Source organism: Microbulbifer sp. SH-1 (genome assembly GCF_011326135.1).
Taxonomy (GTDB): domain Bacteria; phylum Pseudomonadota; class Gammaproteobacteria; order Pseudomonadales; family Cellvibrionaceae; genus Microbulbifer; species Microbulbifer harenosus.
This window is the reverse complement of record NZ_CP046948.1, coordinates 3,780,079-3,805,229: the sequence shown is the minus strand read 5'-3', so window position 1 is coordinate 3,805,229 and position 25,151 is coordinate 3,780,079. Positions and strand designations below refer to the sequence as shown.

26 protein-coding genes are annotated in these 25,151 nt (G+C 60.1%); 9 read left to right on the top strand and 17 right to left on the bottom strand.

The window, feature by feature from the left end; all coding sequences use genetic code 11:
* Window positions 1-241: 241 nt before the first annotated feature.
* Window positions 242-913 (bottom strand): pseudouridine synthase, encoded by a 672-nt coding sequence (locus GNX18_RS15700; protein WP_166219268.1) that lies wholly within the window; start codon window positions 911-913, stop codon window positions 242-244.
* 167 nt (window positions 914-1,080) lie between these two features.
* Between GNX18_RS15700 and GNX18_RS19710 the strand changes: the two genes are divergently transcribed.
* The 5 genes from GNX18_RS19710 to GNX18_RS15680 all read left to right on the top strand — a co-directional run bounded on the left by GNX18_RS19710 (window position 1,081) and on the right by GNX18_RS15680 (window position 3,901).
* Window positions 1,081-1,287 (top strand): ParD-like family protein, encoded by a 207-nt coding sequence (locus GNX18_RS19710; RefSeq protein ID WP_240914036.1) that lies wholly within the window; start codon window positions 1,081-1,083, stop codon window positions 1,285-1,287.
* Window positions 1,280-2,059 (top strand): type I methionyl aminopeptidase, encoded by a 780-nt coding sequence (map, locus tag GNX18_RS15695; protein ID WP_371808078.1) that lies wholly within the window; start codon window positions 1,280-1,282, stop codon window positions 2,057-2,059. The genes GNX18_RS19710 and map overlap by 8 nt, the downstream gene beginning before the upstream one ends.
* Window positions 2,060-2,207: 148 nt before the next feature.
* A complete protein-coding gene (locus tag GNX18_RS19880; RefSeq protein WP_138234445.1) occupies window positions 2,208-2,633 on the top strand; it encodes a GFA family protein in 426 nt (141 codons plus the stop codon).
* Between the two features lie 141 nt (window positions 2,634-2,774).
* Window positions 2,775-3,410 carry a LysE family translocator gene (locus GNX18_RS15685; protein WP_166219264.1) on the top strand — a complete coding sequence of 212 codons (636 nt, stop codon included), beginning with the start codon at window positions 2,775-2,777 and terminating at the stop codon, window positions 3,408-3,410.
* Between the two features lie 44 nt (window positions 3,411-3,454).
* Entirely contained in the window at window positions 3,455-3,901 is a 447-nt protein-coding gene (locus GNX18_RS15680) for a hypothetical protein (protein ID WP_166219262.1), read from the top strand.
* A gap of 75 nt (window positions 3,902-3,976) precedes the next feature.
* Here GNX18_RS15680 and GNX18_RS15675 read toward each other — a convergent pair whose 3' ends face one another.
* The 11 genes from GNX18_RS15675 to ampC form a co-directional block, all read right to left on the bottom strand.
* The gene (locus GNX18_RS15675; protein WP_166219260.1) at window positions 3,977-4,786 is read right to left on the bottom strand and encodes a class III extradiol ring-cleavage dioxygenase; all 810 of its coding nucleotides are present in this window, start codon (window positions 4,784-4,786) and stop codon (window positions 3,977-3,979) included.
* A 99-nt stretch (window positions 4,787-4,885) separates the two neighbouring features.
* Window positions 4,886-5,899, bottom strand: a complete 1,014-nt coding sequence (locus GNX18_RS15670) for an FUSC family protein (RefSeq protein ID WP_138234441.1) — start codon at window positions 5,897-5,899, stop codon at window positions 4,886-4,888.
* Between the two features lie 119 nt (window positions 5,900-6,018).
* On the bottom strand, window positions 6,019-6,486 hold the full coding sequence (locus tag GNX18_RS15665; protein ID WP_138234440.1) for a MarR family winged helix-turn-helix transcriptional regulator: 468 nt from the start codon (window positions 6,484-6,486) through the stop codon (window positions 6,019-6,021).
* A 140-nt stretch (window positions 6,487-6,626) separates the two neighbouring features.
* Window positions 6,627-7,058, bottom strand: a complete 432-nt coding sequence (locus GNX18_RS15660; protein WP_166219258.1) for a thioesterase family protein — start codon at window positions 7,056-7,058, stop codon at window positions 6,627-6,629.
* Between the two features lie 23 nt (window positions 7,059-7,081).
* Window positions 7,082-8,245, bottom strand: a complete 1,164-nt coding sequence (locus tag GNX18_RS15655; protein ID WP_166219256.1) for an iron-containing alcohol dehydrogenase — start codon at window positions 8,243-8,245, stop codon at window positions 7,082-7,084.
* 104 nt (window positions 8,246-8,349) lie between these two features.
* Window positions 8,350-9,039, bottom strand: a complete 690-nt coding sequence (locus GNX18_RS15650; protein WP_166219255.1) for a TetR/AcrR family transcriptional regulator — start codon at window positions 9,037-9,039, stop codon at window positions 8,350-8,352.
* Window positions 9,040-9,215: 176 nt separating this feature from the next.
* Window positions 9,216-11,006 carry an SEL1-like repeat protein gene (locus GNX18_RS15645; RefSeq protein ID WP_166219253.1) on the bottom strand — a complete coding sequence of 597 codons (1,791 nt, stop codon included), beginning with the start codon at window positions 11,004-11,006 and terminating at the stop codon, window positions 9,216-9,218.
* A gap of 29 nt (window positions 11,007-11,035) precedes the next feature.
* Complete coding sequence (locus GNX18_RS15640) at window positions 11,036-13,084, bottom strand: DUF3857 domain-containing transglutaminase family protein (RefSeq protein ID WP_166219251.1); 2,049 nt, start codon at window positions 13,082-13,084, stop codon at window positions 11,036-11,038.
* A gap of 202 nt (window positions 13,085-13,286) precedes the next feature.
* Entirely contained in the window at window positions 13,287-14,045 is a 759-nt protein-coding gene (locus GNX18_RS15635) for a 4'-phosphopantetheinyl transferase (RefSeq protein ID WP_166219249.1), read from the bottom strand.
* A 21-nt stretch (window positions 14,046-14,066) separates the two neighbouring features.
* Entirely contained in the window at window positions 14,067-14,279 is a 213-nt protein-coding gene (locus GNX18_RS15630) for a hypothetical protein (RefSeq protein WP_166219247.1), read from the bottom strand.
* Window positions 14,280-14,283: 4 nt separating this feature from the next.
* Window positions 14,284-15,516, bottom strand: coding sequence for a class C beta-lactamase (ampC, locus tag GNX18_RS15625; RefSeq protein ID WP_240914035.1), 1,233 nt, complete (start codon window positions 15,514-15,516; stop codon window positions 14,284-14,286).
* A gap of 196 nt (window positions 15,517-15,712) precedes the next feature.
* Here ampC and GNX18_RS15620 point away from each other — a divergent pair, with 196 nt between their 5' ends.
* A complete protein-coding gene (locus GNX18_RS15620) occupies window positions 15,713-16,303 on the top strand; it encodes an NUDIX hydrolase (protein WP_138234432.1) in 591 nt (196 codons plus the stop codon).
* 15 nt (window positions 16,304-16,318) lie between these two features.
* Here the strand turns inward: GNX18_RS15620 and hutG are convergent, their stop codons facing one another.
* Window positions 16,319-17,272 carry a formimidoylglutamase gene (hutG, locus tag GNX18_RS15615; protein ID WP_166219245.1) on the bottom strand — a complete coding sequence of 318 codons (954 nt, stop codon included), beginning with the start codon at window positions 17,270-17,272 and terminating at the stop codon, window positions 16,319-16,321.
* Entirely contained in the window at window positions 17,256-18,485 is a 1,230-nt protein-coding gene (hutI, locus tag GNX18_RS15610) for an imidazolonepropionase (RefSeq protein WP_166219243.1), read from the bottom strand. The genes hutG and hutI overlap by 17 nt, the downstream gene beginning before the upstream one ends.
* Before the next feature lie 417 nt (window positions 18,486-18,902).
* On the opposite strand from hutI, the gene hutC reads away from it, so the two are divergent.
* The 3 genes from hutC (at window position 18,903) to hutH (ending at window position 23,280) form a co-directional block, all read left to right on the top strand.
* On the top strand, window positions 18,903-19,634 hold the full coding sequence (gene hutC / locus GNX18_RS15605; RefSeq protein ID WP_166219241.1) for a histidine utilization repressor: 732 nt from the start codon (window positions 18,903-18,905) through the stop codon (window positions 19,632-19,634).
* Between the two features lie 294 nt (window positions 19,635-19,928).
* Entirely contained in the window at window positions 19,929-21,602 is a 1,674-nt protein-coding gene (gene hutU / locus GNX18_RS15600) for a urocanate hydratase (protein ID WP_166219239.1), read from the top strand.
* A 130-nt stretch (window positions 21,603-21,732) separates the two neighbouring features.
* On the top strand, window positions 21,733-23,280 hold the full coding sequence (gene hutH / locus GNX18_RS15595) for a histidine ammonia-lyase (protein ID WP_166219237.1): 1,548 nt from the start codon (window positions 21,733-21,735) through the stop codon (window positions 23,278-23,280).
* Between the two features lie 141 nt (window positions 23,281-23,421).
* On the opposite strand, the gene GNX18_RS15590 is transcribed toward hutH, so the two are convergent.
* The 3 genes from GNX18_RS15590 to GNX18_RS15580 form a co-directional block, all read right to left on the bottom strand.
* Window positions 23,422-24,021: a LysE family translocator gene (locus GNX18_RS15590; RefSeq protein WP_166219235.1), complete on the bottom strand. Its 600-nt coding sequence runs from the start codon at window positions 24,019-24,021 to the stop codon at window positions 23,422-23,424.
* A gap of 113 nt (window positions 24,022-24,134) precedes the next feature.
* Window positions 24,135-24,728, bottom strand: coding sequence for a nitroreductase (locus GNX18_RS15585; RefSeq protein ID WP_138234425.1), 594 nt, complete (start codon window positions 24,726-24,728; stop codon window positions 24,135-24,137).
* A 104-nt stretch (window positions 24,729-24,832) separates the two neighbouring features.
* On the bottom strand, window positions 24,833-25,129 hold the full coding sequence (locus GNX18_RS15580; RefSeq protein WP_138234424.1) for a 2Fe-2S iron-sulfur cluster-binding protein: 297 nt from the start codon (window positions 25,127-25,129) through the stop codon (window positions 24,833-24,835).
* Window positions 25,130-25,151 lie beyond the last annotated feature (22 nt).

The following is a 25,151-nucleotide window of genomic DNA, read 5'->3' as shown; positions in this document are numbered from 1 at the left end:
GTCTTCCGCGCAGTGTCTTTTGCAAACCTTGTGCCGGAGCGGGAATGATACCCAGTTACCTTTAGAAGTTCATGCAGAAGTTCATGCGGGACGTCTAGAGCGACATGCTCGGGGGCATGTTTATCCCCGCCTTAAAATGTGATCAAATTTGTGAGCGCGGGTGGCGTCAACAAGTCATAAGAAGTGCCTGGACAGGCGAGGCGTGTTTCCTCCGCGTCGAATCTTTTACCACCCTATTCGTTCAATTTTTCCCGAGCTGAAATTCCGCTCCCGGGTTGCACAAAAAGTGCATTTCTTTTCCCAGCACCGGATGCTCAAAACCCAGTTCCTGCGCATGCAGCAGCAAACGCGGTGCCGCGGCGAGCGCCTCCCTGTGGGCGTAGAAAGGATCACCCAGAATCGGGTGGCCGAGGGCCTGCATGTGTACACGCAACTGGTGGGAACGACCCGTGACCGGGGTCAACTGCAGCAGGCTCGTTGCGCCGTCGCTGTCGAGTTTCCGCCAGCGGGTCAGCGACGGCTTGCCGTGCTCGAAATCCACTTTCTGTTTTGGCCGGTTCGGCCAGTCGCAGATCAGCGGCAGATTTACCTCACCGCTGCTCTCTCCCGGCTCTCCCCACACCTGCGCAAGATAGCTTTTTTCCACCTGTCGGTTCTGGAACAGCGCGCTCAGTTGTCGATGCACTTCCGACCCAAGCGCCATTACCACCAACCCAGAGGTATCCATATCCAGGCGGTGCACGATCAGTGCATCCGGGTATTCCGCCTGCGCGCGGCTGGCGAGGCAGTCCCTGTGGGTCGGATGGCGCCCGGGCACGGTGAGCAGGCCGCTGGGCTTGTCCAGCACCAACAGGTAGGCATCGCTGTAGACAACATCGAGATAAGGTTCGACAGGCGGGGAATACGGGCGCAAAACAGAACTCGGAGAACATCGGGGTTGTTGGAATCCGCAAGCTTACGCAATTTTCCACCGGACTGCGCGCACGGCAGAATCACCGTCGCCACATGCCACCCCACCGGGATATACGCTTCATATACGATCCATATATAATGCGTGCAATCACACAAGCGGAGACCACCATGGGAATCGTCAAAATATCCGATGCACTGCACGATGAGATCCGCCAGGCCAGTACGGTCATGTCGCGCTCCATCAACGCTCAGGCCGAGTTTTGGGTGCGGATTGGCATGCTCGCAGAACTCAACCCGGACCTTACCTACAACCAGCTGTGCAAAATGCTGCTGCGCAACCCCGCTCCCAGCCTGGAGGCTCTCACCCGTGACTAAGGTGCAATTGAAAACGCCGCGGGAGCAGGAGCTGATGCGTCATTCCGGACAGCTTCTGAGTCAGGTCTTCCAGATGCTGGACGGCTTCGTCGCCGCCGGCATCACCACCATGGAAATCGACCGCCAGGTGGAGGACTTCATCACCAACACCCTGAAGGCACGCCCCGCCAGTAAAGGTCAGTACGACTACCCCTATTCCCTGAATAGCTCCATCAACGAAGTCGTGTGCCACGGTATGCCAAGCGCCTCACGCAAGCTGAAAAACGGCGATATCGTCAACCTGGACATCACCCTGGAGAAAGACGGTTTTATTGCCGACTCCAGCAAAATGTACCTGATCGGCGACGTTGCCCCCGCCGCCCGCCAGCTGGTGCGGGCCAGCTACGAGGCCATGTGGAAAGGCATTGAAACCGTGCGCCCCGGGGCAACCCTCGGCGACATTGGCCACGCCATCCAGCAGTATGCAGAGAAGCAAGGTTACAGCGTGGTACGGGAATACTGCGGCCACGGCATCGGCCGCGAAATGCACGAAGCCCCGCAGATCCTCCACTATGGCCGCCCGGGCACCGGTGAAGCACTGCAAGCAGGTATGACCTTCACCATCGAACCCATGATCAACCAGGGCACGTATAAAACCAAAACCAAGAAAGACGGCTGGACAGTGGTAACACGGGACAAAAAACTGTCTGCGCAATGGGAACATACCGTGCTGGTGACGAATCAGGGCTGCGAAGTACTTACGCTCAGATCGGAAGAAAAAAATCGAACATAAACCGGCTTTGCAGATATATTTAACCGCCCACCCGGGGGGAAATACCTAACACCGCAGAAGGCGGCCACCCTCGGCCCGGTCGGGCAGGCTGTTTTTCCGACAGCCCACGGAGCGGTTAAACCAGGGATCCAAGAACTGAGATCAGATTATGAGCAAAGAGTTAGCAGGAGCTTCCGGCCAGTGCCTGTGTGGAACCGTTAGATTTGAAGTAAACGGCACAATATCAGCATTCCATATTTGTTATTGCTCCCGCTGCAGGCACTCTACCGGCTCCGCCCATGCATCAAACCTCTTTACCGACCCCAAGAATATCTGCTGGATATCTGGAGAGGATTCCATTCAACGCTTCGAGTTGGCCTCAGCCCAGAGTTGGGCAAAACAATTCTGCAAGGTTTGTGGTTCCGGGGTTCCCTATATAAATCGCGCTGGTACACGCCTGGTAATCCCAGCGGGAAGCCTCAACGAGAATCTGCAAATTGCACCGGATGACAGGATATTTTGCGAAGACAGGTGCACCTGGGTTGAGAGCATACAGGACAGTCCCGAGTTTCCCGCCCTGCCGGAAAAAATCTGACAAAGTCAGCAGCCACTACTGGTTGCGCCAGATCGCTCCAGGTGGAAAGCCATTTTTATGCGCAGCGCGGTTTCACGGACTTTGATCCTGCTGGCTCTGCGAGTTTCCACCAGTAACATTTATACACGATAGACTCTGAACATGGACTTGGTAAATATAGCTACGTTCGTACTCATGGCGACACTGCTTGTGATATCGCCCGGCCCCAATGGTGCCCTGATCGTAAAAACAGTACCCACCTCTGGCAGCAAGGCGGGGTTTGCCAATATCTTGGGGTTCATTGCAGCATTTTATGTTCACGGAACGCTGTCTGTATTCGGTATTTCGGTTCTGCTTTTACAATCAGCAGAGATATTTTTTGTTTTTAAAATTCTTGGCGCAGCATACCTCTGCTGGCTTGGTATTAAATCAATCCTGTCCGCCTGGAGAGTCGCACCGAACGCAGCGAGTTCGCCTTCCGATCCGCGCGAGAATAGAAAATCTATGCGCGTAGCTTTTCTTGAAGGCTTTATTACCAATGCGCTAAACCCGAAAGTATCCATGTTTTACTTGGCGGCTTTTCCGCAATTTCTGCCATTCAGCGATAGCGCGCCACTTGCTTATATTCTGGTCTCCGCCCACGCCGCCGTTAACCTGGTCTGGTTTTCAGCCATGGTCATTCTTTTGACTCAGCTGAAAGGGCTGTCAGTTAGCACCGGATTTTCCAGATGGCTGAAATCCGTCACCGGCGTTTTCTTTCTTGGCTTCGGAGCTAAATTGGCCTTATTAAACTCGTAAAGCGTGGATGCGATTTGTTTCGCCATTGGAATCAGGAAGGAACCATGGATTCGGATAAAAACCGCCTGCTTATTTTAGCGGCAATGTGCACGGCTCTTGCGGCAATTGCTCACCTTGGATGTATTGTTTTTGGTGGCGACTGGTATCGTTTCTTTGGCGCGGGGGAGGAAATGGCCCAGCTGTCTGAACAGGGCCACTGGTATCCCACCGCAGTAACTTCAACTATCGTCGCGATTTTGTTGCTGTGCTCGCTTTATGCTCTTTCTGGCGCTCGCGTGATCCTCCGGCTACCGCTGTTGCGCACAGGCTTGTGCACTATTTCCTCTATCTTTCTTCTGCGCGGTGTTGCCTTTTTCGGTATCACCGCCTTGTTTCCGGGTAACAGTTTGCTGTTCTGGCTCGTCAGTTCGGGGATATGCCTGGGGATTGGGATGCTGTTCGCTGCTGGCACCACTCAGGTCTGGCCAAGACTCAGCGCAAAAAAGCCCTGAACGATACGCGAGTAGAGAGGCGCGCTTTCTCCAGCGTCTCATCCTGCACCCCCAGAGGTATCGTCAAGGATAAGGTTACTGCCAGAGATACATACTCGCTCTCTTATTGAGAATGTTTAACATAAACGCTTCTGTACAGGGTCTGCTCGCCAACCCGCAACAGACATGTAGTGGCAACAGGTGCTCTTCGCGCGGATGGCAAAAACGGGCACCCGGCGCTTTTTCCCAGAGAGCCAACCGCTGCATCCGCTCGGATTCGGACATCGCCTCGCTGGCACAGGTTTCCTGCAGCCATTGCTCGAACGCGATGTTTAGCCCGCGGGATTCCTCCGTTTCCTCGGCGAAGAAAGCGCGCATGTTGTGGAATGAGAAGCCGGAACCCACAACCAGCAGGTTCTCCCATTTCAATTCGTTAAGTGCGGCGCCTATCTCCAGATGCTCCTGCGCGTTCAGGGTGCGCTTCAGGGATAGCTGAACACAGGGAATGTCCGCCGTTGGAAACAGGATTTTCAATGGCACGAAAAGGCCGTGATCAAATCCCCGGTTCGCATCCCTCGCGGTTTCAATACCGGCTCCGGACAACGTCTCAAAGACCTGTTGCGCCAGCGACGGATCGCCAGGGGCCGGGTACTGGATATGGTAAGCCGCCTCGGGAAAACCGTAGTAGTCGTAAACCAGCGGCGGATTGCTGGCGACAGTGATGGTGGGTACTCGCTCTTCCCAGTGGGCGCTGACAACCAGTATCGCGGATGGTTTGCGCAGACGAGCGGCAATATTTTGCAGGCACACCTCCATTTCCCGGTGCCCCGGGTCTCCGAGCAACGGCAGTGGTCCGCCACCGTGAGACACAAACAGAATTTCCGGTTGCAGGATATTTTCCGGCATGATTTGCCATCCTTCCGTTAACAACAAGACACTAACCGCAATAACACAAAGCGTTGTTCTCACGCCGCGATTGCGCTTGTGCAGCGGCGAAAGCGGCCCTCAATTTTGCTCCGAGGAGACAAGGTGGCGCGCGAGGGACGCCCGGTCTTCCAATGTGGAACACACTACCGCCAGCAGCATGCCGACAACCGCACCTACCAGAGTATCCAGCACTCGCTCGGGTACCAGTTGCGCGCTTGCGGCTTCTCCGTGGCTGGCCAGATAAGTCATCAGCAGTGCCATGGGCGTTACCAGGATCTGCCCAAGAGCATAGTTCGAGCCAATCACGATTTCTGTCACAACCTGGAATATGGCGATCAGCGCGATCAGCACCCAGACCGAGGGGCCGCATGACAGGATCAACCAAACCAACCCCGCGCCCAGCACGGTGCCGAGCATACGCTGCAGCGCACGGTGCATATTGGTGTGCAGATGTGCCCCCTGCATCACCGCCACCGCGCCCATTGCGGCCCAGGCGGGAAAGTGTGCGCCCATGACTTTAGCCGCGCAGGCCGCAGCCAGTGCACCGCTGCCGATGCGCATCGCAACCACTAGGTGCTGGCGGGGAGACCGCACTGGGTCAGCGGGGAAGGAGATGCCGTCGCGCGCTTGCTGGCGGATAAATTCCGTCAGTACACACACCACCCAGGCCAGTGCGGCCACACCGGCCGTCGCCGCGCCACGCTCCAGCACCGCCTGCCAGCTCTGCACCTCGCTCATCGACGCGCCGGCCGCGAAGATGAAGATCAGCGGACCCGGGGGACCGAACTTCCCCTGCACGGCCACCACCGCAAACAGTCCACACAGCACCGCGAGCAGTAGCAGTTGCACCGCAAACGGCGCGCCGAGCCAGATGGCCGCGGACACGCTGAGCACCGCAAAGGTTTGCCAGAAACCGCTGGCCAGTACGATCCGGTTGCGCCCGGTACCCTGGGCGAAACGCCCGAACAGTGCCGCCAGGGTACCGAGGGACGCGTAGCCAATCAGGTGCGACCAGGGGGAGAGATACACCAGCGGCAGCGCGATAACGCCTGTCAGCGCCGCCTGCATACCCGCCAGGGCGGAATTGCGCATAAATGGTTGCGGCGCCAATGCCAGGCTCTCGCGTACACGCGCAGGGCGCAGAAGATGGCGTGCTGCGTCCCTACGTCGTACCGGCTCGGCACGGCCCTCGGTTGGCCACCACCGACTCTTCACTGCGCCTCCGGTTTTTCCGGCTGCAGTGCATCGATCCGCTGCGCAATGTGTTCAAAGTGCCCGAGCATAGTGCTGATCTCCGCATCAGACAGATCCGCCAGCAGCGCTTCCTCCGCCCGCAACAACTGCGCGCGAATTTCCGCCACGCGTTTTCTGCCGGCAGGAGTGAGGTAGATCCGGCGGGCGCGGCCATCGGTGGTATCGGCACGGCGCTCCAGCAGCCCCTCGCGGGAAAGGATATCCAGCAGCCGGACCAGGCTGGAGCTGTCGATGCCCACCAGTGCCGCCAGCGTTTTCTGGGTCATGCCATCGCCACTCTCCTGCAGGTGCACCAGCGGAACCCAGGTGGCGTCGGTGAGCCCCGCCGCAGCGAGATGGGTATCGATGGCACGGCGCCAGCGCCGCGCCAGCAGGGAAAAGCGGATACCAAAGTGTTCGCGCACGTTACTTGAATGGTTGGTCATAGCATCCGGCCAATAAATTGATTTGCAATTCAAATTAATTTAACCGAAATATCGGCAACGGTCAAAGCAGGTGTCGACCATTCCGGGAACAACTGCCAGATGCGGGATTGCGGGAGACAGGCAACAAACCTGTCGTCTCGCTAGGTGATGCTCTCCAGTGCCGCACGGATATCGGCGGGAATCGGGGCGGAACGCTGAACCGCGCGCTCGACAAACACATGGGTGAAACTTCCGCTGGCGGCCGCCTGCCTCTCCCCCGCAGCGAAGATTCCCACCCGGTACACCACGGAGCTGTTGCCCAGCTTCTCCACCCGGATACCAGCTTCCAGTTGCTGCGGGTAGGCCAGGGGGGCGCGGTAATCACAGTTGGAGTTGACCACGAAGGCGACAACAGGCGCACTGTGGATATCCATCCCGCCCTCTTCAATCAGGTAGCGGTTTACCGCGCTGTCGAAATAGCTGTAATAGGTCACGTTGTTGATATGGCCGTAAATATCGTTGTCGTGCCAGCGGGTGGTGATGGGGTAAAACACGCGGTAGTGATCGCGCGTGAACGTATCGTCATGGGTCATGGCTGTGCTTACTTCCCGGTGCTTCAGAAGGCGGCGCGGTAGATCGCCAGGGCGTCTGCCTCGGTGACAGCGCGGGGGTTGTTGACCAGCAGTCGCTGCTGTTGCATGGCATCTTCTGCCAGTTGCGGCAGGCGATCTTCCGTTACCCCGCAGTCCCGCAGGCGGCTGGGCAGGCCCAGTTCGACAATCAGGCTTTCCAGCCAGTCGATTAGCTGCCCGGTTTTCTGCTGCGGGCTGCCGGTAACACACTGGCCACCCATCACAAGTGGCGCCAGCTCCGCGTACAGTGGGGCTGCCGCCGAGGCATTGAACCGCAGAACATGCGGCAGCACCAGGGAATTACTGAGGCCGTGGGGAATATGGAAGTAGCCCCCCAGCGGATACGCGAGCGCGTGCACGGCGGCCACCGGTGCATTGGCGAATGCCTGGCCCGCATAGAGCGCGCCCAGCAGCATTTGGCTGCGGGCGTTCAGGTCATCCCCGCGGTGGGTGGCGTTGGCGATATTGCCAGCGAGCAACCGCAGCGCCTCGCGCGCCAGCATGTCGGAGACCGGATTTTTTTTGTGCGCGGAGGTATAGGCCTCAATAGCGTGCACCATAGCGTCGATACCGGTAGCCGCAGTCACCTTCGGCGGTAGCCCCAGGGTGAGCTGTGGGTCCAGCAGCGCAGTGTCCGGTTGCAGGTGCGGGGAGACGATACCGGCCTTGGTGGTTTTGCCGGTAGTGATGATGGCGATGGGCGTCACTTCGGAACCGGTACCGGCGGTGGTGGGCACCTGCAACAGGGGTAGCCGCGGTCCGCAGATGCTACCAACACCGTAGAGCTCATCGAGTGACTGGCGACAATCGGGGTGCGCCAGCACCGCGACCACCTTCGCCACGTCCATGGCGCTGCCGCCGCCAAAGCCGACGATCATTTCCGCTCCGAGCGCACGCGCTGCATGTACCGCAGCTTCCACCGTGGCGCTGCTGGGGTCCGCCTCCACCCGGTCGAAGATGCCGAGGCGCAGATCCGAACGGTCAAAGCCCGGCAGCACGCCGTCCAGTAGACCCGCATTGAGAATACCGGCATCGGTAACCAGCAAAACCCGGCCCGCGCCAGCGGCGCGGCAGCTCTCTGCCAATAGCCTGGCAGCGCCGGCCTCACACACGATGGTTTTGGTGGTGGAAAAGGTGAAGTTCTGCATAGGTCCCCCGTCAGGTTCAGGAAACCATTGAACGACCGCGACCGGGCCTTGGCCATTACCTCAGATTTCCGGTGCTGCCGGCCGCGGACTCAGCCCTCTGCCGGTTACGACCGCAGGAAGCCGCGCAACAAGCGCTCGACCATCTCGCGGCCCTCGCGACGGTCAGAGGGGGCGCTGCCGACGGCGCTGAACTCGAGATACTGAACTACCGCCAGCAGCAGGGCGCCATCGGTCTTCAGGTGGTGGTTCGACAGAGGAGCGCAAAACTGTTCCGCGACTTTTTTCAGGGTGGCGGTGTACTGCTGAACTTCGCGTGCGAGGACGTCTGGCAGGAACTGCGCAAACATGAACTGGCTCTCAATGGTCAGCTGCCGCCGCCGCGACTCCAGCGCGCTGTCAAAATACGCCTCAAACAGATCGCCGATGCCAGTGATGTAGGCTTCCTTTTCTACCAGCACCCCATCCCTGTTTACACATTCCCGCATCAGCGTCTTCTGATTCTCACCGAGCTCCGCCAGCACCGGCTGCAGATTCTCGAGAAACAGATGAAAAGCCGACAACAGCAGATTGTCGAATGTCTGAAAATAATAGGTGGTCATCGCCAGCTGCACGCCGGCGGCTTTGGCGATGTTGCGGTGCGACAGAGACGAGAGACCTTCGTCTGCGATCAGGTTCAGAGTGGCGTTGAGGATCTTGCGCTTGGCGATTTCCCGCTTCTCTGCCTTCTTGTTGACGGTCGACTGGCGGCCACCACTGGCTGAAGTCTTGTGCTGAGTTCCACTACTGGAAACCATGGATCACGCCTCGGGCGAAAATTCTGGGGAACCTTGTACTTCAGTACATAAAGGCGCAACCCTATACAAAGGTCATTTATTGGTCAAACGTGCAATAAAACGCCGCCGAAATGCCACTTTCCCCACTGAGCGCGACCGCGGTGACTCAGACGGCCGCCTGAATGCCCGCCAAGCGCTTATTGCCGCAACCTCTCCTTTTCCAGCTCCAGCAATGCCTGCCGGTGCCCCTTCTGTGCCGCCTCACTAAACGCTGTGCGCGCCAGCTCAGGGTTGGGATCCACGCCCTCGCCACTCAGGAACAGCTTGCCCATCTGGTAGAGACACTCACTGTCTCCGGCGGTGGCGCACATCATGTACCAGAGCACCGCAAGCTCCGGGTCGGCACCGGGCAGGCGCTGCTGCTGGTGCAGCTTCGCCATCCCTAACTGGCCGGCGCTATCCGACACGGCCTGCCAGTAGGCTTTTTCAGCGCCCGGGAAATCGCGCTCGCCCCATCTCAGATCGCCCTGCAGAGCGTAGGCGGCATCCGAGTGCACCGCCAGCGCGGCGTCCAAATAAGTCTTGGCAAGCGCGATGCGCGCAGCGGACTGCGGTGAGGGTGCGGTCAGCACCCGGCGCGCGTAAGCGACGCGGGCACCGGTGTCGCCCGCTTCGGCGATCGGCTGCAGACGCGGCAACAGGGCTTCCAGGTCCGCGTCCTGCCATCCCTGCTTCAGTTCAGATTGCAGTATCAGCAGTTGCGCGGGGAGGAATCCCTCTTCGGCCGCCCGGCGCACATACGGAATGCCCTGGTGCAGTGAGGCATCCCAGCGCTCGGAAAAAAAGTACGTAGAGAGCAGCATCCACGCCCGCCCGGGCTCCAGGCGCTGGTCCGCCGCCGCCATGAACTGCTCAAACAGTTCCTCATTCGGTTCAACGCCGAGGCCCTGGCGATAGGCAAATGCAAGCCCGACCATGGCATTCGCGCTGCCTTTCTGCGCGGCGGACATCAGGAAATCGACGCCCTCCGCCTGCGACAGCGAGGCCAGCTTACCGGTCAGCGCGAGTATCCCGAGGCGAAACTCGGCCGTCTCGCTGCCGGCGCCAGTGGCATTTAAAAACTGCTGTGCCGCCAGCTCCGTCTCACCGCTGTCTTCCAGCAGCCGCCCGAGCCCGATCTGTGCCGAGGGGGTAGCGCTCTCGGCCAGCGGACGCACGATCTGCTCGACGTAATTGCCACCGACACCAGCAAAGGGATAAGTTGCGCCGAGCAGGACATTAATCGCGCGCTCGTTTTCGAAGAATACTTCCCGCTGCACACCAGTGTCCGGGTCTTCCGCGGTCACCACGTACACCAGCCCGATACCGCCCACCACCGGCTGCAACACACTGTCGCGCACCTGATAGCCGGCGAGATGCAGGATTTCACCCGCGTGGTCCAGCAGCGCGATTTCATAGGCGGTGTCTATGCTCTGACCGTCGCCACTGCCAAGCACGCCGCGCAAAATATACTGCACCGCGTTCTCGTGCTGGCGGGCAAGCTCGGTCTCACCGAGGTACTGATAACACTCCTGCGCCGCCAGGTGTGGTTCAAGCTCGAAGAAACTCCGCGCGCTCCACAGCTCCCAGTCCATCGCGGAACAATCGTTGTTTTCATCGGCGGCCAGCCGGGCCATTTCCGCCTGGAAGGACTCGCGATCGTCCACCGCGGTCAGCAGGTACGAACTCTGGAGATACGCGGACCAGAATTCCGCGAAGGGCACCGCGTCGGGATCGCGTCGTATTCTCTGCGCAAGCTCGTCCAACCTTGCGTTGGCCTCGCGATACATTTCCGGTGAAAAGGCGCTGGTATCGGCCGGTGCCGCAGCGGGCAGCGACTCGCGCGTTGACGTTAGCGGTGTGCCGGAGTCCACAGCCCCGGGCGCCGCGCAGCCACTCAGCAACGCAGCCAACCCCGCCCACAGCCAGTGTCTTTTGAAATTGGCCATAATTTTTCCTGTCTGATTTTCTCGCATCGCTATTTGCGCTCGAGTAGCTCCCGCGCCAGGTTGCGCGCGCGGTCGCGCCGCTCGTTCGGTGTCACCGATGCGGGTGCCAGCCATATGGAATAGGTCAGGCTGGGGTCGAGCCGGTCGATGGCCTGCAGGTATTCGCCGAAGCGCTCCGGCGCAACGGATTTGTCCAGTGACTGATAGCGGTAATTCACCGTTACCTGTTTCGGCGACTTCTCCACATCGCGGGAGAATTCGAACCAGGGATTATTGATGGTCTCGGCATTCTGTCCATTCAGCCAGCGCAGGTCGCCGCTGTTTTTGGCGATCACGGTGAAGCGCTCATCCACCTGCAGTTGCCCCGGCAAGCGAAATGGGTGTTCGCGCTGGCGCGCCTTCGGCAGAGAAATATTCGCCACCACGCTGGCGGCAGCGAGCTTCAGCAGGTTCTGGCCGCCGCTGTTCTCGCCGAGATTGCGCAGCCGATATTTTTCCCGCACACGCAGCTCGTTGCTCCCTTCGACTTCCGTGATTTCCACCGGTTCGAGCTTTTCGATGGAGGGAAAATAGCGCGCGTAAAACTGCAGGAAATCATTGGTGACGGTGTCCACATCGCGATAGCCGGCGTAAGCGCGCATGTCTTCCGCGCTCCAGCCCACATAGTGGCTGACTACTTCGAACACCGCCGACTGGCGGTTGTGATCCAGGGTCAGGGTTTCCTGTACGGAAATGCGCGCGCTCAGCTGCTCCGCCGCTACCGGCTCGATTCTGGTGAGGTTTTCGCCCTCGCCGTCGACCACCAGCGCCCAGTTGAAATCCGGCAGCGACATGGCCTGCAACGCACCGCTCTGGCTGGTAGCGGTGGGGTCTACCCAGTAGCGCTTGCCGTCGAGTTCAAACGTGGTAATCACATGGTCAAACTGACCCGGGGACGGCAAGCGCGCATCCAGGTCCAGGTTTTCCACCGAAGACACCAGCGCCGGGTGCGCCTCAATGCCGAGGTGGCGCAGCGCCGCGATCAGCAGCACCGTTTTATCCTTGCAATCGCCGAAGCGCCGGTCGTAGGTTTCCAGCGGCGATGACGGCAGGTGGGAATTCACTCCGTGTTCGATGCCGAAATAGCGGATGTGCTCCTGAATCCACTGGGTTGCAGCCGCGGCCTTGTGCGCGGGGCTGCCGCGCAGTTCCTGCAGCCAGCGGCCAAACTCCGCCGGCACCGGATCGGCGGCGGCGCCGTAGAGAGTATTCGCCCAGCCGTTTACCTGTTGCCAGTCGGCGTACTGGGTGTATTCGAGATAGGGATAGGGGGAGAGCCACTCGGGCACGCCGTCTTCCTGGCGCAGCGCCGCGCTGTTGCGGATGTCGACAAAGTAGCGGGTCAGTTCGCCTTCACTGCGTTTTTTGACCCTGGTGATGCCATCGCTGGTGCGCACATACAGCGGTTGTGCCTTAGGACTCAGCAGACCGATGTATATCCGTTCGATAGCCACGCCCCAGGCCAGCAGTTCACGGCCGAAGAAGCGGTCGCCCAGCACCGGATTGCTGCCGCGCACGGTGTAGCTGTACTCGACGATATCGCCGATACGCAGGTCTTTCAGCAGCAGCATCGCGGTCCAGCGCTCCGCGTACAGATCCTTGTCGAGCTCCTCTTCGCGCTGGAACAATTTGATGTCCGCCGATTGCAGTCGGTCGCTGCGCACACCGTCGCGCACCACGCTGACATCGTGAATGATCAGTTCTTCATAGGCCGGGGAGAAGCCCAGGCTGATGCTGGAAATCTGCTGCAGGCCCTGCTGGCGCAGCGGCTGCATCACGAAGCGGAAAAAGCGCTCTTTCTTGTCGCCGGCGAGATTGATCTGGCTGTCCAGCAGCAGATTGCGCAGGCCGTCGTCCGCCGGTGCCTCGCCGCGGCTCTCGCCCTCCGGCAGCGCCAGCGGCTGCACCCAGTCGGGGCGCGGCGCCACCTGGTATTCCGCCGTGCTCACTGGCTCTGCCTCGGCTGAGAATATGACCAGAAGGGTGACAATTGACCACAAGACGCGCGCGACGCGGCGCGGCAGCAACATCTGCTTCATTATTTTTACACTGCATACAGACAAAAAGATGGACCGCAGGCGGCCTTGTTCATTGTGCGGCCGCCTGCGGTCCATCATATAGGCTGGACGGGGGGAGCACCACGCCCGGAAGAGCGGGCTGCGGCCGGTCAGAAAAATCCGGCAAACAGCCCAGGGGGATCAACCATGCAGGAAGCAGACCGACATCCTATTCAACAACTCGTTAACACACAGGTTCAGGAAACTTGCCACAGGTGACCGACTGAATCCATTTCTCACCCAGCGTGAACTGGCAGACGTAATCCCGCGGCAGGCCGTGTTTCGCGGCGAAGTGCTCGGTAAGGCGCAACACCAGCGTCTGCTCCTCAAGGCGCAGTTCGACGGCCTCGGCGACTTCGAAACCGAAATAATCCCGCACCGAAGGATACAGCGCTTTAAACAGGCTCTCCTTGGCGGAAAAGATGAGTGTGAGCGCGACCCGCTCGGACAGTCCCTGATTGCTGAGCAGTTCCCGCTCCTGGCGAGTTGCCACTATTGTGGCGATCTCGCGGCAGACCCGGGCGGGGATGAGAGCCTCCACATCGATACCGAGATAATCCATGTCCACACGGTGATTCACCGCGCATACCGCCACACGGTCCATATGGGAGATGGAGCCCACCACACCGTCCGGCCACAGCGGATTGCGCTGCTCGCCAATCCCCACCTGCATATCCCGGTAGTGCGCCGGCGCAAGGTCCTGCAGAGCCAGCCGCGCGACGTAGCGCCCCGCGAGAAACTCTGCCTGTCGTTTGGGCACCGAACGCGCGATAGCCTCGGGCATGGCAATGCCCAGCTCCGCGTATAACGTCGCCTGGTAGCCGGCAGAATCAAATTCACAGCGCACATGGCGCACGCCGGTTCTCGCGTCCGTTTCGGAGTGCACCGTGCCGACAAAGGGGCGTTCATTCACCGACATTTTCTTCGCGGCTGCGTCGCGCATGCGATATTCCTGCTTACACCATCAGTTTCCGCTTTCGTTCAGCAGCTCCTGCCGTTCGCGCTCGTATTCCCGGTAATCTTTCTGGTATTGCGCCACACACTGGGCATACTGGCTGTCCGGGTACCGCTCGCAGTGCTGTATGCGATTCTGTTGGATGCCATCGTATAGCTGCTGGTTGCTGCACGCGGCTAGCGCCGTGGCCGCGATTGCCATCAGGACATAGGTTGGTTTCACAAGGTCACTCCTTTTCTGTGGTTGCCGCAGTAGCCTGGGGGATCAAGGACTCCAGAATTTCATACAACACCGCTACCCGCTCTTCGTTGGGAAAATACTTGTTGGCAAGCAGCACGAAACCGAAGCGTTTTTCCGGAATGAACGCCACATAGGTAGAGAAGCCGCCGGTAGAGCCGGTCTTGTTGATCAGGACATTGTTCTGCGGTTGCAGCGCGGGCACAATCCCGCGCACCGGGTGGTCGCCGGCAATCATCGCCCGCGAATTTCCCGCCAGCAGCTGGCCCCGATCCACAGGCAGTGTGTACTGTTCCCACACCATGTCCTGCACATAGTAATCCGTTTCGAAATAGCCGTGACGGGTCTGTTGCAACGCTCGCCCCAGGTCCGCCCCCACTTTAACCATCTGCATCTGCGCCGCCAGGTAGCGGGTCAGGTCGGCGGCGCTTGAGCGCACGCCGTAGGCTTCCCTCCCCAATAGCCCCATATCCAGGCGCACCGGCTGGTGACTGCTGTTGTGACCCTCGGCATAGCCCGACATTTTCTCCTGCGGCACGTCGATATAGGTCTCGGACAACCCCAGGCCGCGGAAGATGTGCTCCTCCATCGCGCGGGCGAAGGGCTGGTTCAGACTGCGCGCCGCGACCAACCCCAACAGGCCGCTGCCGGGGTTGGAGTAGGTGCGTTTGCTGCCGGGTGTGTACTGTGGTTGCCAAGTGCGAAAATAGTCCAGCAGTTGCTGGTCGCTGCGCACTTCCGCCGGCACCTGTAGCGGGAAATGCCCGGCGGTGTGGGTGGCGAGGTTGAGTACAGAGACGGAATCCATGGCGCTGCCACGCAGCGGTGGCAGATAAGTACTCACGGGCTCGCCGAGATCCAGCGAACCTTTCACCGCCGCGTAGGCGGCCAGGGTGGCGGTAAAGGTTTTACTCACCGAGCCGATTTCAAACAGGGTGCGCTCGGTGACCGGCACCCCGCCTTCGAGGGCAGTGTCACCGACGTTGAAAAAAAAGGGTTCACCGTTAATAGTTAGGGCGAGCGCCATCCCCGGTATCTGGTATTTTTCCACCAGCGGCTCAATCGCGGCGATGACCACGGATTCGAGCCGCGCGGGCTCAGTGGCGGCAGCAGCCGGACCGTCTTCCGCTGCCTGCGCGGAGGCGAGGCCAACCACCCCCGCCATGAGCAGACCGGTGAGAGGAGGCCAGGCAGCCAGAATCCGGGAACGAATTGACGACATAACGTGATTCCTTGGCGGGCTGCCGCGTAACGGGGCCGGCGAAACCGCGGGTTATTATTGGGGTCTGACCATGCAGCGGGCAGTTAGTGCACTATAGCCCGAAACAAATTCCGGGCCCGCAACCGAACTCGAAAGCGCCGACACGGGTCGGATACACTCTGACAGTCATTGTGGTGAAAGAAGCAGTCCCGGGACCATGCGATCATTTGTGAAAAAAGCCATTCTCCTACTGCTGGCGCTGGGTCTGCTGACGGCGAGCGCCTTTGTGGTATTTCCCGGGCTCAAATACGAGCTCTATCGCAAGCTGCCGCCGAAAATACGCTGGAATATCTCTTACGCACTCACCGACAAGTTTGTGGTGGGGATGGTCTACTTCGTCGAGCGCAACAATCAGCTGCTGCTGGTGCGCCACACTTACCAGGACAAGTGGGCACTGCCCGGGGGCTGGATGGAGCACAATGAGTCGTTCGAGGAGTCGGCGCGCCGCGAGTTGCGCGAGGAACTGAATATCAAGATCGACGAGTTCGAGGTACTGGAGGTGAACAAGGTGCCGCGCTCCGGAATCATTAATATCGCCATTCGCGGACGCCTGAAGGATCAGCACATCGCCATTGGCGACGGGGAAATCTACGGTTATCGCTTCTTCGACTTGCACCGGCTGCCGGACGATGTGATCTACACCCACAAGCCGTATATCAAGCGGTATCTGGAAATGCGCCGTCCGCCGCGGCAGCTGCCCCCGGAAGAGCCGCCGGCAGCGGCGCCACCGGAGCGGCAGTCACCCTGAGGGGGCGGCCGCCGTTCAGCCCTTGATGCCGTTGGCGATCTGGAAGATCACCCGCGCCGCGGTGCGCGCGGCGTGGTCCTCGATATCGAAGTAGGGGTTGAACTCGGCGATGTCCGCCAGGCACACCTTTTTCGATTCCAGCACCGTATCCAGCAGCGGTTCGAACAATTCAAACGCCACCCCGCGCCCGGCGGGCGCACTCACCGCCGGCATAATGGCGGCGGGGAACACGTCCAGGTCGACGGTGAGATACACGAAATCCACCCGGTCGATAAAGTCGGCAATCTGTTTCTGTACCAGTTCAATGCGCCAGGGCACGATCTCACGATCGGAGATTACCTGTGCCCCCAGCTCTTCTGCGCGCTGGTAGAGCGCGGGTGTGTTGGCGGTGGCGGCGGCACCCACGCACAGGTAGTGAAAAGGGCGACCGTTCAGGTCGCACTGCTCGGCAATCTGGTAAAACGGCGTGCCGGAGGAACCTTTCGGTGCCGGCAGACGGATATCCAGATGGGCGTCGAAGTTGATGATGCCGAGGGTCCTGTCCCGGTGCTGCTCGCGCATCCAGCGCGCAATGCCCTGATAGCTGCCGTAGGCAATCTCATGGCCACCGCCGAGCACCATGGGGAAGTGGCCGGCGGCCATCAGTTCGGTGATACGCGCGCCAAGCATCGCCTGGGCGGACTCCAGGTCCTCCTTCTCCACCCGCACATTGCCCGCGTCGTAGAGCGGTGCGCGGAAGGTCTTCGGCAGGTTCGCCAGCGCCAGCCGCAGGATGCGCGGGCCCTTGGCCGCGCCGATGCGCCCCTTGTTGCGGCGCACCCCTTCGTCACTGGCAAAGCCGAGGATGGCAAAACCGGGCGGGCTGTCGAGGTGCAGCGGCACGATGTCCTGGTGCCAGCGGCGGCCGGCCTTGCCGTCCTCCCTGTCGATCCGACCGCTCCATAAGCGCATATCAGCCAGCTGTAACATGGCGACCCCCAAAAAATACGTCTGCAGGTTGTAGCGCGCCCAGTTCATAGGCGAGCTGGTCCGGGCTCTCCATCGGCCACAAGACCATGTCGGCGCGCAGGCCGGCGCGCAGCACGCCGCGGGAACAGCAGATGCCGAGGGCGCGAGCGGCGGCGCGGGTCACGCCGGCGAGGGCTTCCGCCGGGGTCAGGCCGAACAGGTTGCAGCTCATGTTCATCATCAGCCGCAGGGAGGCAATAGGACAGGTGCCGGGGTTCAGATCGGTGGAAATAGCCATGGGCACGCCGGCGGCGCGCAGCTTGTCCACCGGCGGCACGCGGGTTTCTTTCAGGGTATAGAAGGCGCCGGGCAGCAGCACTGCGGCGGTGCCGCTCTCGGCCATGGCGGCGACATCCTCATCGGTGATGTATTCGATGTGGTCCACGGACAGGGCGCTGGCGCGCGCCGCCATGCGGGTGGCGCCGGTACTGGCGAGCTGCTCGGCGTGGACTTTTACCGGCAGGTCGAGCCTGTGCGCGGCGTCGATGACGCGCTGGCACTGTTCGACGGAGAACGCGATGTTTTCGCAGAACATGTCCACCGCATCCGCCAGCTGCTCTTTCGCCACCGCGGGCAGGATTTCGTCGCACACCAGCGCGATGTAGTCGTCGGCGCGGCCGTCGTATTCCGGTGGCAGGGCGTGGGCGGCGAGGCAGGTGGTGGTCACATTTACCGGGTAGTGCTGGGCGAGGCGGCGGGCGACACGCAGCTGTTTGAGTTCGGTGTCGAGGTCGAGGCCGTAGCCGGATTTGATTTCGACGGTGGTGACGCCTTCGCGGATGAGAGCTTTGAGGCGCGGCTCGGCACTGCGGTAGAGGTCGGCGGCGCTGGCGGCGCGAGTGGAGCGCACGGTGGAGAGGATGCCGCCACCGGCGCGGGCGAGGTCTTCGTAGCTTTCGCCACCGAGGCGGCGCGCGAATTCACCGGCGCGGTGGCCGCCGTAGACCAGGTGGGTGTGGCAGTCGATCAACCCGGGGGTCAGCCACTGGCCCTCGCCGTCGACGATCTGGTCGGCGGCAGTCTCGGGCAGCTCGCGGCGCGGACCTATCCACACAATTCTGTTGCCGGTCACCGCCACCGCAGCGTCTTCAATCGCACCGTAGGCCCCCGGCAGGGACGGGTCCATGGTGGCCGCGTGCACATTGGTAATCAGCAGATCACAGCGTTCAGTCATCTTCGCTCACTGAGTTGGCGTTAATTCTAACAATAGCCCGGGTTGGGATTTTTTGGCGTGGATTCTCTTGTTCAATCGCACTGTTCTGAACCTGCAGCGGTTGAGCACCGGGTATGGCTTTTTGAAACCGGGCTAGGCGCCCCCCTTCAATACATCCTTGTACGCTGCGTCAGCGGCGTCCGTGCCGCTGACGCTTTCAAAAAGCCATACCCGGCACTCCACCTTCAATTCCGATTTCAGCGCTCCGAATCCGAAACCGCACCGTCCTTTCTCCGTAGGAGCCTGCCTGCAGGCGAACACCCGCCCCATTGACAGCCGGCCCCACCAAATCCATAGTTGCACCATCCACAAGCTTGTATATACAAGAATGTACAACAGGACAGGCACTTTACCCGAGCAGACGAAGACCATACAAGCATGAGCAGTCAAACGACAGCCGCAGAAAGCAGCAGCCAGCCCCGCTACGCCGCGATCAAGGCGCATATCCGCGCGCAGATCGAAAGCGGCGAGTGGCCCGCGCACTTCCGTGTGCCCTCGGAAAACCAGCTGGCCCAGGACTTCGGGGTCAGCCGTATGACCGCCCGCCGCGCCCTGTCCGAGCTCACCGACGAAGGCGTGCTCATGCGCTCCCAGGGCCTCGGCACCTTCGTCGCCGAACCGGTCCCCGCCGGCTCCCTGCTGGAAGTGCGCAACATCGCCGACGAAATCGCCGCCCGCGGACACAGTTACGCCGCGCGCATCCTCAAACTGGAGCAGGCCGTCGCCCACACCGAAGTGGCCGTCGCCCTCGGCCTGACCGAAGGCAGTGTTGTGTTCCACTCTATCATCGTGCACCTGGACAACGGCCTGCCGATTCAGTTCGAGGAACGCTATACCAGCCCGACACTGGTGCCGGAATACCTGCAGCAGGACTTCACCGCGGCCACTCCCAACGAATATCTCACCCGCGTGGCGCCGCTGACGGAAGTGGATACCACGGTAGAGGCGATTGGTGCGGATGAGGCGGTTGGGAAGGCATTGGAAATCAAACCGGGGACGGCCTGCCTGCAGATCTGGCGGCGCACGAAAAGCAGTGCGGGTACGGTGAGTTTTGCGCGGTTGGTGCATCCGGGGAATAGATACCGGCTGGGCGCGCAGATCAGGTTTTAAGTTTTTCTAATTCGTCGCAGGCCGCGGCGGTTCGCCTGCAGGCAGGCTCCTACGGGGTGCCTCTAGTTAAGAACGCAGCAATACGAATTTAAAGCGGGGTGCCGGGTGTAGGTTTTCAGGATCGTCGTCGCCATGGATGGCGGCGCCGAAGCGTACATGGATGTACTCGCAGCGGTCCTGAAAACCTACACCCGGTGCCCCGCCGCCACGAAACCAGTTTTAAAACTCCGGGCCAAAAGCCCACAGAACTCCGATTCAAAGTTATCCACAGAATTTGGAAACAGCGAGGCCAAAATGACCGACAAACGTCACGACCCCAGCCGCAAAATCATCGCCCCCACCGGCACCAAACTGAATGCAAAAAGCTGGCTCACCGAAGCGCCGCTGCGCATGCTGATGAACAACCTCCACCCGGATGTTGCCGAACGCCCGGAAGATCTGGTGGTCTACGGTGGTATCGGCCGCGCCGCGCGCGACTGGGAGTGCTACGACAAAATTGTCGAAGTACTCAAACGCCTCGAAGACAACGAAACGTTGTTGGTGCAATCCGGCAAACCCGTCGGCGTATTCAAAACCCACGCCGATGCCCCCCGTGTACTGATTGCCAACTCCAACCTCGTCCCCCACTGGGCCAACTGGGAACACTTCAACGAGCTGGATAAAAAGGGCCTCGCCATGTATGGCCAAATGACCGCCGGCTCCTGGATTTACATCGGCTCCCAGGGCATCGTCCAGGGTACCTACGAAACCTTCGCCGCGGTTGCGCGCAAACATTTCGACGGAATAGCGAAAGGCAAATGGATCCTCACCGGTGGCCTCGGCGGTATGGGTGGCGCGCAGCCACTGGCGGCCACCATGGCCGGCTTCTGCATGATCGCCGTCGAGTGCGACGAAACCCGCATCGACTTCCGCCTGCGCACCGGCTACGTGGACAAGAAAGCCACCAGCCTCGACGAAGCCCTGGCGATGATCAACGCCGCGATGGAAAAGGGCGAAGCCATTTCCGTGGGCCTGCTCGGCAACGCCGCCGATGTGTTCCCGGAAATTGTCGAGCGCGGCATTTTACCGGATTGCGTTACCGACCAGACCTCCGCCCACGACCCGCTGAATGGCTACCTACCGAAAGGCTGGACCATGGAATACGCCGGCGAAATGCGCAAAAAGAACGAGGCGGCAGTCGTTAAAGCGGCCAAGGAATCCATGGGTATCCAGGTCGAAGCCATGCTGAAGCTGCAGGAGCGCGGCGCCGCCACCCTCGACTACGGCAACAACATCCGCCAGATGGCGTTTGAAGTGGGCGTAAAAAACGCATTCGATTTCCCCGGCTTCGTACCGGCGTATATCCGCCCGCTGTTCTGCGAAGGCATCGGCCCGTTCCGCTGGGCGGCCCTGTCCGGCAACCCGGAAGACATCTACAAAACCGACGCCAAGGTAAAAGAACTGATCCCGGATAATCCGCAGCTGCACAACTGGCTGGATATGGCGCGCGAGCGAATCCAGTTCCAGGGCCTGCCCGCGCGTATCTGCTGGGTCGGCCTGAAAGACCGCGCGCGTCTGGCGCTGGCGTTCAACGAGATGGTGGCGAACGGCGAACTGGAAGCACCGGTAGTGATCGGCCGCGACCATCTCGACTCCGGCTCCGTGGCCAGCCCCAACCGCGAAACCGAATCCATGCTGGACGGCAGCGACGCGGTCTCCGACTGGCCGCTGCTGAACGCACTGCTGAATACCGCCTCCGGTGCCACCTGGGTGTCCCTGCACCACGGCGGCGGCGTGGGCATGGGTTTCTCCCAGCACAGTGGTGTGGTCATCGTATGTGACGGTACCGAGGCAGCGGCAAAACGCATCGGCCGCGTACTGTGGAATGACCCGGCCACCGGCGTGATGCGCCACGCGGACGCGGGCTATGACATCGCCAAACAATGTGCGAAAGAACAGGGCCTGGATCTGCCCATGCTCAAGGACTAACCCCAGAACCTGAACATATCCACCCTGTAGGAGCCTGCTTGCAGGCGAACCGGGCAAAGCGCCAAGACTGTTCGCCTGTAAGGCAGGCTCCTACAGGCAAGAATCAATTTCGGATTTCGGTAAAAAATTTATGTACCAACTGGAAATCACCCCCGGCCAACTGAGCCTGGAACAACTGCGCCGCGTCGCCCGCGCGCCGGTGCAGCTGAGCCTGAACAAGGACGCACACCCGGCCATCGCCGCCTCAGCTAAAACCGTGGCCGATGTGCTGGAACAGGGCCGCACCGTGTACGGCATCAACACCGGTTTCGGCCTGCTGGCGAACACTCGTATCGAAAAGAAAGACCTGGAAACCCTGCAGCGGGCCATCGTACTTTCCCATGCCGCCGGCACCGGCAATTTCATGAGCGAGAATACCGTGCGCCTGCTGATGGTGCTGAAGATCAACTCCCTCGCGCGCGGTTTTTCCGGCATCCGCCTGGAAGTGATCGAAGCGCTGATCAAACTGGTCAACGCCGGCGTTTACCCGGCAATCCCCGAGAAGGGTTCCGTGGGCGCCTCCGGTGACCTGGCGCCGCTGGCGCACATGAGTGTAGTGCTGCTGGGCGAGGGTGAGTGCTTTATCAATGGCGAGCGCAAATCCGCCGCAGAAGGTCTGCGCTTTGCGGAAATGCGCCCGCTGGTGCTGGCGCCAAAAGAGGGCCTGGCCCTGCTGAACGGTACCCAGGCGTCCACCGCGTTCGCACTGGAAGGATTGTTCGCCGCCGAAGACCTGTTCGCGGGCGCAGTGGTAACCGGCTCCCTGACCCTGGAGGCCGCCAAGGGCTCGCGCCGTCCGTTCGACGACCGCATCCACGCCGCCCGCGGTCAGAAAGCCCAGCGCGATGTCGCTGCGAGCTACCGCGACCTGCTGGGCGACAGCAGCGAGATCGGTGAATCCCACCACGACTGCGCCAAGGTGCAGGACCCCTACAGCCTCCGCTGCCAGCCCCAGGTCATGGGTGCCTGCCTGCAGCAGATCCGCTTCGCCGCCGAGGTGCTGCTGGCAGAAGCCAACGGCGTTTCCGATAACCCGCTGGTATTCACGGATGAGGAAAACCCGGAAAACTCCGACATCATTTCCGGAGGCAACTTCCACGCGGAGCCGGTGGCGATGGTGGCGGACAACCTGGCACTGGCGATTGCGGAAATCGGCGCCCTGTCCGAGCGCCGCATGGCGTTGCTGATCGACTCGAGCCTGTCCGGCCTGCCGCCGTTCCTGGTGGACAACGGCGGGGTCAACTCCGGCTTCATGATCGCGCAGGTCACTTCCGCGGCACTCGCGAGCGAGAACAAGACCTTCGCACACCCGGCGAGCGTCGACTCCCTGCCGACGTCCGCCAACCAGGAAGATCATGTATCCATGGCGACCTTCGCCGGCCGCCGCCTGCGCGACATGGCCGACAACACCTGTGGCATTCTCGCGGTGGAACTGCTGGCCGCCTGCCAGGGCCTCGACTTCCGCGCACCGCTGAAATCGACGGAAAAACTGGAAGCCGCCAAGGCCAAATTGCGCGAGCGGGTTTCTTTCTATGATAAAGATCGTTACTTCGCGCCGGATATCGAAGAGGCCAAGCAACTGATAGCCAGCGGCAACTATCTGGACTTTACGCCGGCGGGACTACTGCCAAGCGTCTGACGCCTCGCCTGCAGCGCAAGCCGCAGGGATTTCGCACATTCTTAACCCAGCACAAATGAGTGTCGGCTATCTAAAATAGAGAGGCCGGGAATTTTCCCGGCCTCTTCGTATCTACGCCCGGCACTGTAAACCGGCAGCCGGTCAGCTGCCAAAGAATTGCAAGTAAACCAGATATGCAGCGCAGGCAATCAGCAGGCTTCCCATAATCACATTGAAAATACGTACCCGCATTTCGGTACCCAGCAACAGCCGTACCCGGTCCCCCGCCAGGGCCCACAAGGCAAGCGAAGCGTAGCAAACCAGAAAATATATCGAAACGAAGGCAATCAGGCTGGCGTGGCTTTCGGGTCTGGAAAACAACGCAACTCCGGAAACACAAGCCACCCAGGCCTTGGGGTTCAGCCACTGCAGTAGGAAGCCCTCGTGAAAGCGGGGTCTGGCGCGCTCGGCGATATCGATAGATCCGGACGCCCCGGCGATTTTGCTGCCGATGTAAATAACATAGGCCGAGCCAATCAGCGCCAGGTACTTGAGAAACTGAGGGTAAATTTCCAGTAGCTGGTAGAAGCCAAACCCAATGGCCGCCAACAGCAGGGTAAATCCTATGGTTGCGCCGGAGACAAACGGCATGGTGCGTCCGAATCCATGGCTGACACCAGAGGATACAATCACCATATTTACAGGCCCAGGGGTGATCGACATAACCAGGGAAAAACCGAACATTGCAAAAAAAAGTGACATAGCCAATTCCTGAATTTATTGTGATTATCCGGCTTTAGGGTAGCACCCGGGTCCGCCCCAGAAGGCTGAAATCCCACTGAAAGTGGACCCGAACTGCCATGTTCAAAAAAAGTTTAGATAAAGTCTCCGCACGGCATCGAATTCAAATTAAAAAAATGCCGATGTAGTTCCGGTCGCTGCGCAGCCGGCAGTGGTGATCGCTTCTGCAAACGCCCCAGACACAACAGTCCGCAGATCAACGTGTTTTCCTCCAATCCCAAAGCTGCAGACAAAAGCGGGCTGTAGGCCAGTTTACCGGTCCGCCAGTAACCACTGTGGCCCATTGCTTCCGCCGCTATCAGCATACTCTGGATAGCGGCACCGGCAGAAAGTACCTGTTCGATTTCCGGAACTCGGCCACTTCGATCCACATCCAGCACACAGATGACAACCCGCGGCGCCGTAGCAAACAGCCGCTGCAATGCCTCAGTAATTTCCTCAACTGAGGTATCACCGGCCTCTTGCGCCAGGGCCACCAACCCCACCCTGCGAACCAGTTTTTCGCAATCCTCCCTCGAGCAAAGAATGTATCGCCAAGGTCGCAGCGCCCGGTGATCGGGTGCGGTTAGTCCACACTGCACGATACGCTCTATATCCGACAGAGCAATATCGCCGTCGATTATCGGCTGGGACTTTCTTGTAAGAATATTTTCAATTAAGTCTGACATATTATACTCACCAATTTTTCACCATACAGGTATACATGTGGAATCTCACGCAAGTGCAGGTTGCGCAGCGAAATACCGTAGAGAATGGAATCCAGAAAAAAGGTTCAATAAGGTAGCAAAATATCCCCATCCCCTTGCAGATAAGAGGAACAGGAAAGTACATATTCGTTTAGACGAACACCGTTATCGCGAAGCTCTCCGGAAAGAACCCTTACCCGACAAGATCCGCAACGGCCCCTGCGGCAGGAACTGCGAATTGGCAGCCTCATTTTTTCGATGTTTTCGAGAATCGTCAGCTTCTTGCTTCCCTTTCCCTCGTGCCTGTGGCCATTGATGGTGACCCTCAGGCGGACGAGATCACTGTCTGCCTCGCGTTCGTGCAACAGCGCTTCAGCTTCCATGTTTGCCCCCGATCTATTCCTG

Coding starts and splice junctions, on each gene's coding strand:
- GNX18_RS19710 (WP_240914036.1), top strand. CDS start 1,081: ATGGGAATCGTCAAAATATCCGATGCACTGCACGATGAGATCCGCCAG.
- GNX18_RS19880 (WP_138234445.1), top strand. CDS start 2,208: ATGAGCAAAGAGTTAGCAGGAGCTTCCGGCCAGTGCCTGTGTGGAACC.
- GNX18_RS15685 (WP_166219264.1), top strand. CDS start 2,775: ATGGACTTGGTAAATATAGCTACGTTCGTACTCATGGCGACACTGCTT.
- GNX18_RS15680 (WP_166219262.1), top strand. CDS start 3,455: ATGGATTCGGATAAAAACCGCCTGCTTATTTTAGCGGCAATGTGCACG.
- GNX18_RS15675 (WP_166219260.1), bottom strand. CDS start 4,786: ATGCCGGAAAATATCCTGCAACCGGAAATTCTGTTTGTGTCTCACGGT.
- GNX18_RS15670 (WP_138234441.1), bottom strand. CDS start 5,899: ATGCGCAATTCCGCCCTGGCGGGTATGCAGGCGGCGCTGACAGGCGTT.
- GNX18_RS15665 (WP_138234440.1), bottom strand. CDS start 6,486: ATGACCAACCATTCAAGTAACGTGCGCGAACACTTTGGTATCCGCTTT.
- GNX18_RS15660 (WP_166219258.1), bottom strand. CDS start 7,058: ATGACCCATGACGATACGTTCACGCGCGATCACTACCGCGTGTTTTAC.
- GNX18_RS15655 (WP_166219256.1), bottom strand. CDS start 8,245: ATGCAGAACTTCACCTTTTCCACCACCAAAACCATCGTGTGTGAGGCC.
- GNX18_RS15650 (WP_166219255.1), bottom strand. CDS start 9,039: ATGGTTTCCAGTAGTGGAACTCAGCACAAGACTTCAGCCAGTGGTGGC.
- GNX18_RS15645 (WP_166219253.1), bottom strand. CDS start 11,006: ATGGCCAATTTCAAAAGACACTGGCTGTGGGCGGGGTTGGCTGCGTTG.
- GNX18_RS15640 (WP_166219251.1), bottom strand. CDS start 13,084: ATGAAGCAGATGTTGCTGCCGCGCCGCGTCGCGCGCGTCTTGTGGTCA.
- GNX18_RS15635 (WP_166219249.1), bottom strand. CDS start 14,045: ATGCGCGACGCAGCCGCGAAGAAAATGTCGGTGAATGAACGCCCCTTT.
- ampC (WP_240914035.1), bottom strand. CDS start 15,516: ATGTCGTCAATTCGTTCCCGGATTCTGGCTGCCTGGCCTCCTCTCACC.
- GNX18_RS15620 (WP_138234432.1), top strand. CDS start 15,713: ATGCGATCATTTGTGAAAAAAGCCATTCTCCTACTGCTGGCGCTGGGT.
- hutG (WP_166219245.1), bottom strand. CDS start 17,272: ATGTTACAGCTGGCTGATATGCGCTTATGGAGCGGTCGGATCGACAGG.
- hutI (WP_166219243.1), bottom strand. CDS start 18,485: ATGACTGAACGCTGTGATCTGCTGATTACCAATGTGCACGCGGCCACC.
- hutC (WP_166219241.1), top strand. CDS start 18,903: ATGAGCAGTCAAACGACAGCCGCAGAAAGCAGCAGCCAGCCCCGCTAC.
- hutU (WP_166219239.1), top strand. CDS start 19,929: ATGACCGACAAACGTCACGACCCCAGCCGCAAAATCATCGCCCCCACC.
- hutH (WP_166219237.1), top strand. CDS start 21,733: ATGTACCAACTGGAAATCACCCCCGGCCAACTGAGCCTGGAACAACTG.
- GNX18_RS15590 (WP_166219235.1), bottom strand. CDS start 24,021: ATGTCACTTTTTTTTGCAATGTTCGGTTTTTCCCTGGTTATGTCGATC.
- GNX18_RS15585 (WP_138234425.1), bottom strand. CDS start 24,728: ATGTCAGACTTAATTGAAAATATTCTTACAAGAAAGTCCCAGCCGATA.
- GNX18_RS15580 (WP_138234424.1), bottom strand. CDS start 25,129: ATGGAAGCTGAAGCGCTGTTGCACGAACGCGAGGCAGACAGTGATCTC.